Genomic DNA, 13,597 nt, shown 5'->3' on the forward strand with positions numbered 1-13,597 from the left:
GTGAAATCATGAAAGAAAACAAACAAAATCGTCCAAAACAACAGGAAAAAAAATTAATTATGTTATGTGCGGTTGTGACACTGCTCATGCTGCTGTCGATCATCCGAAAATTTATGAGCTAGTTCAAACAAGAATCAATCATCTAAGGAGTGAATTCCATGCTGCTTAACGGCTATGATCCCGTTGTATTCAGTCGTATACTAACCTCTCTCACCCTTGGCTTCCACATCATCTATGCCACGATAGGTGTCGGCATCCCGCTGATGATAGCACTAGCCGAATGGATCGGCATTAAACGAAATGACTTTCATTACCTGCTGCTTGCAAGGCGCTGGGCTCGTGGCTATGTAATCACCGTTGCAGTAGGCGTCGTGACAGGAACAGCTATTGGCCTGCAGCTAAGTCTGCTATGGCCAAGCTTTATGAGAGTTGCTGGACAATCTATCTCCCTGCCTCTTTTCCTTGAAACCTTTGCATTCTTTTTTGAAGCCATCTTTCTCGGTATTTACCTCTACACTTGGGATCGCTTTAAAAGTAGGATGACGCATTTTTGGCTGTTGATTCCCGTCGTTATTGGTTCTTCAGCTTCAGCTTTCTTCATTACGATCGTGAACGCATTTATGAATTACCCGGTTGGATTTACTTTAGTTAATGGTGAAATCGCGGACGTTAATCCTATTGCAGCAATGCTTAGCCCGGCCATGCCGACTAAGGTAGCACATGTGCTCTCTTCAGCTTACTTAACCTGCGCATTCATACTCGCAGCCATTACGGCTTGGTCGCTGCTTAAAGGAAAAAACCATATTTACTATAAGAAAGCTTTAAAGCTCACAATGGTTTGTGCCTTTGTTTTTATGATTTCTACAGCGCTTATCGGAGATTTGTCGGGAAAATATCTTGCAAAATATCAACCCGAGAAGCTGGCTGCAACGGAGTGGCATTTTGAAACGATGGGCAAAGCGCCGCTTATACTCGGAGGTATCCTTACCGAAGACAATGAAGTGAAATACGGACTAAAAATCCCGTTTGGCCTAAGCATTCTCGCTCACAGCAATCCGTTTGCTGAGGTTACTGGATTAAATGAATTTCCTGAGGATGAGCATCCGCCTCTATGGATTCATTACCTCTTTGACATTAAGATGGCTTATGTAGCCTTTATGGTGCTGGTCTCCCTTCTGTTTATTATTGAAATGGTTCGAAAAAAAGGGAATACATACCGCCGCTGGCTTCTTTGCGCCGTTGTTATTGCTGCTCCAGTAGCGATACTCACCATTGAGCATGGTTGGATTTTCTCAGAGGTTGGCAGGCAGCCGTGGATCTTAAGAGGCATTATGCGTACTGCGGAAGGTGCAACGACATCCGATCATGTCGATTTGATGCTTTTGCTATTTGCTCTGCTTTATCTTGTGCTCGGCATTTCTTCTGTAAGAGTTCTAATAAAAATGTTCCGAAATAATCACGCTGAAGATGAAATAGCTGCCTACGAGAAGGAGGCTCATGATCCATTATGAGTTATGAAGTCATTGGTATTACCGTGCTCTGGACTTTTCTGTTTGGCTATCTCATTATCGCTTCTATTGATTTTGGCGCCGGTTTTTTCAGCTATTACAGCTCTATTACTGGATCGAGGCATCTGATCCATTCCATCATTGATCGGTATTTGTCCCCAGTATGGGAGGTCACGAATGTTTTTCTCGTGTTCTTTTTTGTCGGGTTTATCGGATTTTTTCCGGATACCGCCTATTATTATGGAACTGCCTTGCTTATACCGGGAAGCATTGCCATTGTGCTGCTAGCTATTCGAGGGGCTTATTATGCTTTTAATCATTACGGCTCACGAAGTCGGAAAATCTATACACTCATGTACGGGGCTAGCGGCTTGCTTATTCCAGCTGCCTTATCAACAGTACTAACGATCTCAGAAGGAGGATACATCAAGGTTACAGACGAAGGAAAAGTAGTATTTCTCGTTAACGAACTGTTTAGAAGCAGCTATTCCTGGTCCGTTGTTCTGCTCGCCCTTGTAAGCGTGCTGTACATATCGGCTATGTTCTTAAGCTTCTATGCCCATAAAGCAGGCGATGCTCCTGCATTTAAGATCGTTCGAACATACGCGCTCGTATGGAGCTTACCGACAATACTTAGCAGCCTTCTTGTTTTCTTCGCCATCCATGACCATAATCGTGAGCACTATGAGAAAATGCTGGATAGATCATGGATGTTCGCTTTATCCTTTCTCTTTTTTATGTTAGCTGTTTACTTGGTGTGGAAGCGCCAGCGACTTGGATTATCGTTTATCTTCGTCATTTTGCAGTTTGCATTCGCCTTTTATGGATACGGCTCAGCTCATCTGCCTTACATTCTGTATCCCTATTTGACCATACACGATAATTTCACCAATGACTCGATGGCTATTGCGCTAATCATAGCATTTGTACTCGGCTTGCTGCTTCTGATCCCTTCACTATACTTGCTGATGCGTCTGTTTTTATTTAACACTAAATACGTCAAAGGCAAATAAATACCGTAAACGAAAGCAGGTGTACGATATTGGAAATTACTTTAATTATGATTGCCCCTCTTCTCATAATAGGCATTGCAGTTGTGTTCCTATTTGTATGGGGTGCTAAAGGCCAAACTTCGCCTAGGGAATAATCTCATTAAAAAACACGTCTTTTTCCTTTTGGAATTGGACGCGTTTTTTATTAAGATCTATATTCACGATGAAAGTATAGCCTCTGCTACAAGCTGCCCCGATAGGGTTACCATCGGTGTTCCCCCGCCTGGATGCGTCGTACCTCCGACAAACCATAAACCCTTTAGATCAGCTTGATTGGAGGGTCTGGCAAAGGTTTGCCGCGCTGTATTGGAGGAAATGCCATATATAGCTCCGCGGTATGCCGATGTCTGCTTTTGCATTTGGTCAGGAGTGTAGACTGCTGAAAACTCTGAATCATCAATTAAACCAGACAAGCCATATGCTTCAAGTTTCGTTAAAATGTTTTTCTGATACGATTCGGCTTCTTGCTCCCAGTTCAACAGCGGAGAAGTGTATGGAGCGTTAGTCAGGATAAACAGGTTGCTGCCTCCAGCAGGGGCCATCCCATCCTCTGAGTAACCTGAATGGCAAATGTAAATTGCAGGGTTCTGAGGTGCTCTTCTTTGCTGGAAGATGTCGTCAAACTCACTGCCATAGTGTTCTGGGAAAAACACAGTATGATGCAGCAGCTGGCTGTAGGTCTTCTTACTGCCAATGAGGGAAACAAAACCTGATAACGATGGCTCATACGATGAGATTTTGGCATTGCTCATGCTTGGTCGCTTTGATTCTTCCAGCAGGTTTTTGCAAATAGCCAGCACATCACCATTTGCGATGATGATATCAGCTTTATAGTCCGCTTTGCTCGTAACAACACCTGTGATGCGACCGTTTACTGATGTAATCTGTTGAACACTCTCGGACGTATGAATCGATACACCAAGCTCCTGAGCAAGGCGGCCGAATGCCTCCACAATCTGGTAGGTGCCGCCTCTCACTCCATAAATACCTAACTGCAGCTCCAAATGAGCAAGCATTGCAAAAATAGACGGAGCCGTCCGAGGAGCCGATCCAACATAGGTCGCATACCGTCCTAAGAGTGCAAGTGTATGCGGATGCCTAAAGTAACGGCGAAGCAGCCGTTCCAATGTCAGCCATGGACGAATCCGCAGCAAACCCGCAAGCAGTCGGAAGTCAACTTTATCCTTCCATGACAGCAGCAGCCGATTCATGAATAGCTGATCAGCTTGTTGATATAACGCAGCAGCCTCTTTCATGAATGAGCGATACTGCTTCGCATCCTCTGGACTATATGCTGCAATTTGCGCTTCCATTAGAACGAAATCAGAGCATAAATCAACCGTCGTTCCGTCTGCAAAATGATTCCGCGTGCCCGGGTTCAGCGGATAAAAAGTAACGTAGTCCTCCATTCTTCGACCAACGCTCTCGAATACCTGCTGAAATACATGAGGCATCGTAATCGTGCTTGGTCCACGATCGAAGCGATAACCGCCAAGCTCAATGCGCTGAAGCTTTCCGCCGAGTGCTGCCTGTTGTTCAAGCACAGTGACGTGATAACCCGCATATGCCAATCGAATCGCTGCAGATAATCCGCCTAAACCTCCGCCAATGACCATGACTCGCTTCACGAATACCTCCTCCCCTTCCATTCATAACCAGTGCCATTTAAGCTCGCCCGCCACGAGGCCAACGCAATCGCTGATAGCAGAAATATACTTGCAGGTAAACAGAAGGATAAGTACCAGGGCTGTCCACTTTTCCTATCAATGATTCTCTTCAGACAAACGCCTAGTAGATAGCAGAGCGAGCTTGGCAATAAAACAGTTGTAAGCCATCCTTCCGGATATGTATGCATGAGAAGCCCAGCTAAACTAATGATCATCATTATCGGAGGCAGTATATAAAGCAAGGTGTACATAAACAACATAATTCCAAGCAATAAGCTGCTGCGACCTACACCTGCAAATATATTTTTCTTATAGCCGTTCCAAACCCCGGCAGCGTTCTGATACATACGCATGGAAATTTGGGGGCAAACGTAGGCTAAAGTGACGGGAAGCCCGGCTTTTTTGACAGCACCAGCCAGCTGCATATCATCGACGAGATGACCTTTGAAGCCAGCATGGCCGCCTGTCGCCCAGTAGCTTTCTGCTGAAATCATCAGAAAAGCACCGTGTGCGGCGACGAATTTTGGATCTGGCGATTGCCGAACGAGTCGTATTGGCAGATGGCAGGCAATCGAGAAGCTCATCATCGGGACGATGAGCTTCTCCAGCCATGTTCCAGTTTCCTGCTTAGGGAAACCGGTCACGAGCCCTTGACCTTGCGCTAAAGCGGTGTCAAGCGCATCCGCGAGCGCACCCGGCTCAAGCCGCGCATCAGCGTCGAGAAATAACCACCATTCGCCGTGCGCCGCTTCGACGAGCTGATGACATGCGTGCGACTTGCCCAGCCAGCCGAACGGCAGCACATCACCGGGCAAAACGCGAACACGGCTGTCGCCTGCTGCAGCGAGCCGCGCAGCTTCTGCTGTTCCGTCTGTGGAACGATCATCCAGCACCAGCACCTCAATAAATATGGAAGGCTCCAGCAGCACCGATTGTATACATGCTGCAATGTTATCCGCTTCATTACGCGCCGGGATAAGAACAGACAGCCGTGGTCTAGGTGTAATTCCGTGAACATCTGGAGCATCAGCTTGAATGGACTCAGCTCCTCCTGACAGCCAAACTCGTCCTATACCGCTGCCTCCCAACGAAGGCATTTGCGAGAGGTTCCATAACACAAATAATAGCTGCAGCATCAGGGCTGCAGCTACCGTCCAAAAAAAGATTTCCACCTTGTCACCCCGTTCATCCAAGCATCAAAAACCTCGTTCGTTGACCGTTTCGCCTTCAGTATTGATCGATACTCGGCTAGCTCCCCGCGAGCTGCTGCTATTACTGCAAGGCGGTGTTCATTCAGTTGATCCTCCAAAGCCGATTCAAGCATTGTCGTAATGGTTTTACGTCCCAGCTGCTGCCATGCTCTGTGGATAGGTTTACCGAATTGAAGACTGACTTCTGCCTTTTGATGAAGTCCTAGCGAATAATATGCTGTTACGGGCTGAACAATCGTTCCCGGACAGCGCTCCAATAAATAGCCCGCGCCGGTTTGAAATCTTAAAGGTCTACGCTCCAGATGCTCGATATCTCCTTGTGGAAATAACCAAACTCCATATCCTTGATTTAATAGACTCTCACTATATCGAAGGGAAGCAACGATCGCTCGGCTTGACTTCTTATCAATCGAGAAAGCTCCTATTTTGCGAAAAAATCGATACCGCTTCATTTGCTCTTCATCCATCATCATATAGTGTTCACGCGCTGAAGCGTTTGCGATCGCATGATATACAACCATTCCATCCCACCAAGAGCTATGATTCATAAGATAGAGCACAGGCTCACCTTGCGGAGCTGGATCGATCTCACCGCTCAGTTGAAACGAGTGAAAATGCCGTCTTAACAAATAGTTTTCATTGTATTGCGCGAATATTCGTTTAAACCACTTGCTTGAGTCGGATGCGATCAATCCTTCCCGCTCCTTCCGCCACAACGATAGCTGCCAATGCGATGATGAACGGCATCATTAAACCTTCTTTGGCCCCTAAGAGACCAAACATAAACAGCATCATTTGCGTGAGTCTTACAGCCTCGATTCGAACGTTCGCCGATACTTCTCTTAAAGGGAACAGAAATGATATAGCTGCTGATATAACGAACCAACTGATGAAGTTTGCTGCCGGTATCCCGTAGAAATCACCAGGCTCATGCCAAATCCAGAACTGCCTAGCGAAAGCCACTGGATCGAGTACGAGGTCAAAAACAACCGTCCATAAGCCGGTATGAAGCGCACGCGTCCATCGATTCGAGAAGGCAGTCATTCGCATAACAGTGACAATGACACCAATCCACGCACAAAATATGGCGAGGGGTACTCCGCCAAGCGAGATGCCAAGTAAAGATGTGTATTTGTAGTCTCCAAACGGCCATCCCATCGTCACACCAAGCCATTCTACAGCAAACGTAAGTACCCCAACGAGCATTATTCTACTCCAGCTGCGACGGCGCTCCTCGCCCATCATGCCTTCAATATGAATGGCATACAGGGCAAAAAACACGAGAAACAAACCATTGGAAAAGGAAAGCCACGTTGGAACGCCAATGGTCAGCATGAGGATTAACCCGATGCAATACCAAAAAATAAATAAGTAGCGGATCATAGCGATACCGCATTGCTGTCATTAACCTCTGATACGAGCATATATTTCATTTTTATATTCGTATAAAGCTTTAATTTATTTAATGAGCTGACGATAGCTCGCTTCTTATAGACTTCGTAGTTGGCAGCCTTTACTTCATCCAAAATCGCTGCATAGAAGCTTGCGGCCAGCTCAACTGAAAAAGCGCTGCTGGCAGGATACGTTTCAAGCCCGCGCAAGCCTCGTGCGAACCAACTGCGTGAAAGTGTATCCAGTTCTTGCACAAGATGTTGAAATCGTTCGTCGACAACGCCCATTTCGAAGTCGCTTTCGGTATAGCGATGACGAGCGAGCAGCTCAAGCGGCAGGTAACGACGCCCTCTGCGCTGATCTTCGCCAACGTCACGAACAATGTTTACAATTTGCATGGCTTTGCCAAGCCATATTCCTGCTTCTATTACTTGAATATCTGGCTGATCATGCAAGACTGGCAGAAGCATCTCCCCAACAGTTCCAGCAACCAAGTAGCAGTAGTCCTCCAACTGCTCCATCGTCTCATAGTGGGTGAAAGATAAATCCCGGCGCTGTCCCTCCATTTGTCTGAAAAACGGTTTTTTGCTGAGTGGAAAAGTATCAAACAGCCACCGTAAAGAAGCCCATATGAAATGATCCGCTGCCTGATCCAAACGGTAAAAATGTTGTTCTAGCTCATCAATGGTATAGGGAGAACGTTGCGGCTCATCTACTGCATCGTCTATCATGCGGCAGAAAGCATAAATAACGTAAACGGCTTCGCGCCTTGGGCTAGGCAAATAACGAAAAGCTTTATAGAACGATGATGATCCTTTCTGAATCATCGCTTCACATTGCGCCAAACAGACAGTGGGTTCCATGAGGTCACTCCTTTAACAAATAGTTGGCTAGCAATCTGGCACCTTGCATAACAATCGGGATTCCACCGCCAGGATGCACGGATGCCCCTACAGCATACAAACCTTTTATCGGATATGGCACGATTTGAGGACGGAACACTGCCGACTGTCCAAAAGTTGGCGCGATGCCGAAGCTGCCCCCATGATAGAGTCCATCCGACTCCGCGTCCTGCGGCGTCCTTACTTCCTTCCATTGAATCGCAGCTCTCAAGCCGGGAAAGCCCCTCTTCTCAGCCTCATCAATTACATGCTCGACTAACGCGGGCACTTCATCCTCCCACGCTACAGAACCGTGTGGCGGAGCGGGAATCAGCATATACATGACGCTCTCACCTGGAGGTGCTGCTTCCATATCCATAGCTGACGGATAAAATATGTAAAAGGATGGATCTCGCGGAAGCTGATTGTTTTGAAAAATTTGTTTTAATCCACTTTGTAAATTGTCAGGTAAAAAAAACTGGTGAACGGAAGCTTGCTCCCACTGTTTGTTTAGGCCTAAATAGATCAAGATTGTTCCTGAAGACGGCTTATAGGCTTTCATTGGAACAGTGTTCTTTGGCATCAATGAGGCTAGATGCGGAAAATCACCGTTATATACAATCGTATCGTGCAGCGATTCCCTGCCGCCTTCGTCTATCACGCCAATGCAGCGTCCATTCTCAAGTAACAATTGCTCAATCTGAGTTTCTGTCTTGATTTGAACCCCTCTACTCCGCAGCTCCTCTTCCAAGATGGAAACGATTCCGGCATAACCTCCTTTTACATACCAAATGCCATAAGCATGTTCAGCGAAGGGCAATAACGTATACAATCCGGGAGATTGAAAAGGAGCGCCACCTATGTATAAGGTTTGTAGAGAGAACGCATCAAGCAGCTTCTCACTTCGGAAATATCGTCCTGCAAAGGAACGCACGCTTTTGTAGGCTTTAAGCTTCGTTAATAACGTTAGGTTTCGAAAAGTATAAAACTCTCGTTTTCGCAAAAATGGACGTTCCAGAAAAGCTTCCTTTCCTTGTTTAAAAGCCACTTCCATGTCCGCCATATAACGCCGAAAACCATCGACTTCCTCTGGAAACATTCGCTCAAGCTCTTCGATCTGGCGCTGCTGATTCCGCCATTTGTGAAATACGGTGCCGTCTGCATAATGAATACGGTAAAGCGGATCGCATTCGAGGAGCGGTATGCGTGATCGCTCGATTCCAGCTTCCTCCAAAATACTAAGCAGCATTTCAGGCAACAGCACAATTGTAGGGCCTTGATCGATCCGATAGCCTCCGCCTTCCTGAAAAGCTAATCTACCGCCAAGCCGGGGGCCTCTTTCATAAATAGTAACCTGCTTGCCTTGCTTGCTAAGCAGCAGAGCTGCTGTTAAACTGCCTATTCCACCACCGACAAAAGCTACTCCCACCGAAAGGCCTCCTTCTGTGAGTGGATGACTGCTGAAGATCCGCCAACCCTTATACGTTCACTATCATCCTGCGCCATAAGTAGACGGGTACTAATGCGCGCTGATTCGAAGATCGTCGGCAAGCCGCTGCCAGGGTGAGTTCCTCCCCCTACAAGCCAACAATTAGCGAGCTCTTCGAAGCGGTTATGTGGACGAAGCTTCATCATTTGATCCAGTGAATGTGCAAGATTAAACGTTGCTCCTTCATAGACATGATGATCATTTCGCCAATCTAATGGTGTAATGATGGCTTCCTCTTCGATGTCAGCCGAGAAGCCTGCTAGCTCTGGCTCCTGCTCCATACGCTCGATCATCTTTTCTCTAACGAGTGTCCTCTGCTCCTCCCAACTGACATTCGCTGTCAGATTCGGTACCGGCATAAGCGCGTATAAAGCGGTTTTCCCTTGAGGAGCCAGCGTTGGATCGTTAAGCCCAGGATTATGTATATAAATAGATGCGTCTGTAGACAGCATCTTTTTTGTCATGATTTCATGTACGTTTTGGCGATAGTTGTTGGCAAATAAAATGTTATGGTGCGGCATATGTATTTCACGATTTACTCCGAGGTAGAGCATATAAGTAGAGCAAGAATATTTCTTCTTGGCAAGCTTTGCCGGACTGTATTTCTTAAGCTCACCCGGTTCAAACAAGTGGTTCATAGCGGTTGCAAAATCCGCATTGATGATGATATGATCCGCTTCTATTTTTTCACCATTTTCCAAAAGCAGACCTACTGCTTTACCGCTCCGGCTCAGCACTCTTTGCACACCGCAGGAGGTAACAATCTCGCCATCGTACTCGCGAATCACTTCAGCCATTGCCTCGCAGACGCGGTTAACGCCTCCAACGGGATGAAAAAGGCCAAATTTATGTTCCAAATAAGCAAGTATTGTAAATGTTCCAGGGCATTCCCATGGCGACATGCCTAAATATTTTGCTTGGAAAGTAAACGCATATTTCAGCCTTTCATCTGTAAAATAACGTGAAAGTCTGTCATACACACTTCCTACCGCATTCAGCCGCGGCAGCGCTTGAAACACATCCCGAGAAATATAGTCGCTTAACTTGCTGAAAGGCCGCTGCAGCAGCGGGGAAACCTTGTTATATTTCTCCCCCTCCTCTTTCATAAACTGAAGATAACCTTTACCGTTGCCGGGAAATAGCGCCTCGATCCTCTCAACCATCTGCTTCTCGTCCCGTGTCGGTGAAAATGTAACATCGCCGAATTGCAGCCTATATAGCGGATCAAGCGCTATGAGCTCAACATAGTCGTACAAAGAGCGATTTACAGATTGAAACATTTCTTCAAGCAGGTGTGGCATCATGAAAAACGTAGGTCCTCGATCAAAAAAATACTCACCCAGCTGAAGCCTGGAGGTTCTCCCACCTATATAGGGCTGCTTCTCATAAACGGTAACTCGGTAACCTCGGCCAGCCAGCTCCATGGCAGCTGCTAAACCGCCAGGTCCTGCTCCAATAACGGCCACGATTCCCTTATCCATACCAATTCCCCTTTCCAAAAAAAACAAATTAACTATACAAACATTATACAAACATAATACATACTTGATAATAGTCTGTAAAGTTAATTTATTCATTAGAATTGGAAACTTAACCCTAAAACCTTATCTTTAAACCATCTTTCCCATTCTTCTTGATTGCCATTCGGCAGCACCCAATCAGAATACGGTTCAGGTACGTTTTTGAAGCCTTGTCCGCCTATAACGACTTGCAGATCAGCATGATGAACCAATAAACGGTTTATAAAAGCAAAAGTGGGTTCCATTAAGTTTGCGTCAGTTAACGAAATACATAGGACTCGAATTTGCTGCGACTTAATCAACTCTGCAATGCCATCCTCCGGAGTATCTGGTCCAAGATACAGCACGTCAGCCCCTTTTTTACGCAAAAATAAAGAAAATAAAAGTAGTCCTGCTTGGTGATGTTCTCCAGATGGACATAAAGCAAGCATGCGGGGCACTCGATTATCAATCGGAAAAAGTTGAAAGAAACTAAGACAACGCTGAATCACGAACTGTGTAATAAAATGCTCCTGCGCAACAGAAGCTCTGCCTTCTTCCCACTCCGTGCCGGCTTTAATCATTACTGAAAATAAGATTTGATAGATCATAATGTCATAGCCATACATAGAAAATCCTAAATCAACCATCGTTTTTGCTTGTTCCGTACGAAAGTTGCAAAGCGTGTTATACAAGCGCTCCACCATTTCTTGATGAGCCTCTTCTGCCCCAACTTTAGCATGGGTCTCTGTCTTCGCTTCCAACATCCGTTCACGCAAAAGCTGCTGCTCCTTTAGCAGCCGAACAGCTTGTGAAATCGTCATCCCTTTCTCATCCGTCTGATTTTTGAGGAAGCGTAAATCCTCCATATTTTTATCATCAAAGAGGCGATAGCCTGTTTCTGTGCGAATGGGCTTAATCGCTTCATATCTTGTTTCCCAAGCACGAATCGTAACCGCAGGAATACCTAGCAGTGTTGAAGCTTGTCTGATTGTGTACATCATTACATTTCACTCTTTTCCTTCAGTTTCCAAAAAATGCGCTGCAGCCGAAAACGGTTATAGCGCTGTACAATGATAAATGGGACATTGGCGACAATGGCATAAACGATCATGATCCAGCCATAAATGCTTTCGTTCCATAGGAAAAATAGCGGCGCAGGCAGCATCGAAATGATGTGAGTCCACTCTCCGCGCCGCGTTTCAAGTATAAAGGTCTGCAAGTAAGCTTTCTCAAGGACAGCTAATTTTTTCTTGGCAAAGCCTCCTTGAAACAAGCTTCCTCCGTCTGGCAGTTTGTCTTTCCAAACACGAATGAATAACAATCGTTCATAGACCAATTCTTCTCCGCGCCTCTTTGTCTGAGGTTTCATGCGATCAGCAGTGCGGCTGAACCAAACATCAGGCATTTTCAAAAACAAATAGGACACGCCCATATGCACAAGCAGCCATGCAAAAATATTTACAACCAATGTCCAAAACGGTGAAAATTCAAAAATTCTCACTTCCGCCCGCTTCCCTTCATAGTTGAAATCGAGCGACCTTTCCATGTGACCTTGCGGCGAAAAAAGGTTTGCAGCGTTGAACTAGCGAAGATCCCCATAAAAAAGAGAAGCGGAATAGGAAACAGGAAAGCGGTCTGGAAACCAAAATTTCCAGCTCGGCTCAACTGTATATTTATTAACAAAACATAAGCGAGGTAGCTGATTATTCCTATCGTTATTTGGTCGCTTGATCGCCAAATTTGAGGATTCAACCATTGTGTAACAACCGTAATCGAACCAGTTAGCCACCAGATTATAGCTAGTAAACGCAGCGGTGTCGTAGAAGATGCACCTGATGCGAAGCTTTTACTCCAGCCTGCACACAATTGCCGAATGCCTTCCGGGTACATTCGGAAAGCAATAACACTTTTTCCGCTACAATTCCGAACCGTTTGCTGCTCAGCAAATAGAAGGCCTAAGCTGTAATTTTCGAGAATACGCTCACGAACAGCCTCGTGCCCACCTGTTTGAAAATATGATTCTCGGGTACAGACTATACAAGGACCGAAAGCGCCTACAGCCTTCTTCTTTGTTGCGGCAGCAGTTTGAGGTGCTCCAACCGCTGCTAAGACGATGATGTTGAAGAAAGCTGACAACCATTCATAGCGCCGCTTCATCTTGTGGTAAGGCTGGATCGAAAGCAGCCCGTTCTGCTTGGAATGGGCCTCAGCCAGCACCGCCAACCCAGCATCCTCTAAACAAGTATCTGCATCAAGGAAAATAAGTAAATGACCGCTTGCTGCCTGCGCGCCATTCCAGCACGCCCAGCTTTTACCAAGCCAACCATCCGGCAGCTCGCCCGGGTTTACAACTATTGCACCAAATGATTCAGCGATGGCTGCTGTACGATCAGTTGATCCGTCATCTACTACAATCACTTCAAATGGAGCGAGTTGCTGCCCCTTTATTGATGGCAATAATTGTGTCAGGTTTCTCTCTTCATTTCTAGCTGGAATGATAACTGAAATGCTTGAGAGACTCTTTCTATCGTTCTTTGAGAAAGGCACCAAATCCTCATCTAATGGTCGGATTTTGTTCAGCAGCCATGCACCACAAATAAGTCCGCCAAGCAACAGCACAACATTTCCAATCATAGATCTAATCCTCTGTACAAAAGGTACCAAAATTCCTTATATGACTCGTTATTCCATGTTTTCTTATACAAACAGCTCATTTTCCCCAAAGTTGTGTACCACCTTTCACCAGGCTAATTAGGTCATTCCATTTGGCAGTTGATAATGGGTATACAAACTTACAACCACAGCCCTATCTTTGGTGAAAATGATGGCATTCAAACTATACGAGCCATTATTCGCTTTTTATAGCCTCATTCTCGTCCCTTAACGACGAAATAG

The 13,597-nt window shown here is 45.9% G+C and carries 13 protein-coding genes; 3 read left to right on the top strand and 10 right to left on the bottom strand.

Features of this window, described 5'->3' with window-relative positions:
* The first annotated feature begins 158 nt into the window (after window positions 1-158).
* From AC1DOV_RS06145 to cydS, 3 genes are read left to right on the top strand one after another with little or no spacing between them, the layout of a single operon-like run.
* Entirely contained in the window at window positions 159-1,511 is a 1,353-nt protein-coding gene (locus tag AC1DOV_RS06145; RefSeq protein WP_441875236.1) for a cytochrome ubiquinol oxidase subunit I, read from the top strand.
* Complete coding sequence (locus AC1DOV_RS06150) at window positions 1,508-2,521, top strand: cytochrome d ubiquinol oxidase subunit II (protein ID WP_477549439.1); 1,014 nt, start codon at window positions 1,508-1,510, stop codon at window positions 2,519-2,521. The genes AC1DOV_RS06145 and AC1DOV_RS06150 overlap by 4 nt, the downstream gene beginning before the upstream one ends.
* Window positions 2,522-2,568: 47 nt before the next feature.
* On the top strand, window positions 2,569-2,655 hold the full coding sequence (gene cydS, locus AC1DOV_RS06155; protein WP_441875572.1) for a cytochrome bd oxidase small subunit CydS family protein: 87 nt from the start codon (window positions 2,569-2,571) through the stop codon (window positions 2,653-2,655).
* Between the two features lie 63 nt (window positions 2,656-2,718).
* Here cydS and AC1DOV_RS06160 read toward each other — a convergent pair whose 3' ends face one another.
* From AC1DOV_RS06160 to AC1DOV_RS06205, 10 genes are all read right to left on the bottom strand, one after another.
* Entirely contained in the window at window positions 2,719-4,188 is a 1,470-nt protein-coding gene (locus tag AC1DOV_RS06160; RefSeq protein ID WP_477549440.1) for a phytoene desaturase family protein, read from the bottom strand.
* Window positions 4,185-5,399, bottom strand: coding sequence for a glycosyltransferase family 2 protein (locus AC1DOV_RS06165; RefSeq protein ID WP_477549441.1), 1,215 nt, complete (start codon window positions 5,397-5,399; stop codon window positions 4,185-4,187). Before AC1DOV_RS06165 ends, AC1DOV_RS06160 begins: the two co-directional genes overlap by 4 nt.
* Complete coding sequence (locus AC1DOV_RS06170; RefSeq protein WP_477549442.1) at window positions 5,375-6,130, bottom strand: lysophospholipid acyltransferase family protein; 756 nt, start codon at window positions 6,128-6,130, stop codon at window positions 5,375-5,377. The genes AC1DOV_RS06165 and AC1DOV_RS06170 overlap by 25 nt, the downstream gene beginning before the upstream one ends.
* The gene (locus AC1DOV_RS06175) at window positions 6,099-6,821 is read right to left on the bottom strand and encodes a carotenoid biosynthesis protein (RefSeq protein ID WP_477549443.1); all 723 of its coding nucleotides are present in this window, start codon (window positions 6,819-6,821) and stop codon (window positions 6,099-6,101) included. Before AC1DOV_RS06175 ends, AC1DOV_RS06170 begins: the two co-directional genes overlap by 32 nt.
* Entirely contained in the window at window positions 6,818-7,693 is an 876-nt protein-coding gene (locus AC1DOV_RS06180) for a phytoene/squalene synthase family protein (RefSeq protein WP_477549444.1), read from the bottom strand. The genes AC1DOV_RS06175 and AC1DOV_RS06180 overlap by 4 nt, the downstream gene beginning before the upstream one ends.
* A 4-nt stretch (window positions 7,694-7,697) precedes the next feature.
* Window positions 7,698-9,140, bottom strand: coding sequence for a phytoene desaturase family protein (locus AC1DOV_RS06185; protein ID WP_477549445.1), 1,443 nt, complete (start codon window positions 9,138-9,140; stop codon window positions 7,698-7,700).
* Complete coding sequence (locus AC1DOV_RS06190; RefSeq protein WP_477549446.1) at window positions 9,131-10,681, bottom strand: phytoene desaturase family protein; 1,551 nt, start codon at window positions 10,679-10,681, stop codon at window positions 9,131-9,133. Before AC1DOV_RS06190 ends, AC1DOV_RS06185 begins: the two co-directional genes overlap by 10 nt.
* Before the next feature lie 95 nt (window positions 10,682-10,776).
* A complete protein-coding gene (locus AC1DOV_RS06195) occupies window positions 10,777-11,703 on the bottom strand; it encodes a MerR family transcriptional regulator (protein ID WP_477549447.1) in 927 nt (308 codons plus the stop codon).
* Window positions 11,703-12,203, bottom strand: coding sequence for a glycosyl-4,4'-diaponeurosporenoate acyltransferase CrtO family protein (locus AC1DOV_RS06200; RefSeq protein ID WP_477509657.1), 501 nt, complete (start codon window positions 12,201-12,203; stop codon window positions 11,703-11,705). The genes AC1DOV_RS06195 and AC1DOV_RS06200 overlap by 1 nt, the downstream gene beginning before the upstream one ends.
* Window positions 12,200-13,336: a glycosyltransferase gene (locus AC1DOV_RS06205; RefSeq protein WP_477549448.1), complete on the bottom strand. Its 1,137-nt coding sequence runs from the start codon at window positions 13,334-13,336 to the stop codon at window positions 12,200-12,202. Before AC1DOV_RS06205 ends, AC1DOV_RS06200 begins: the two co-directional genes overlap by 4 nt.
* Window positions 13,337-13,597: the final 261 nt, after the last annotated feature.

This window comes from Paenibacillus sp. 01T47 (assembly GCF_056398245.1).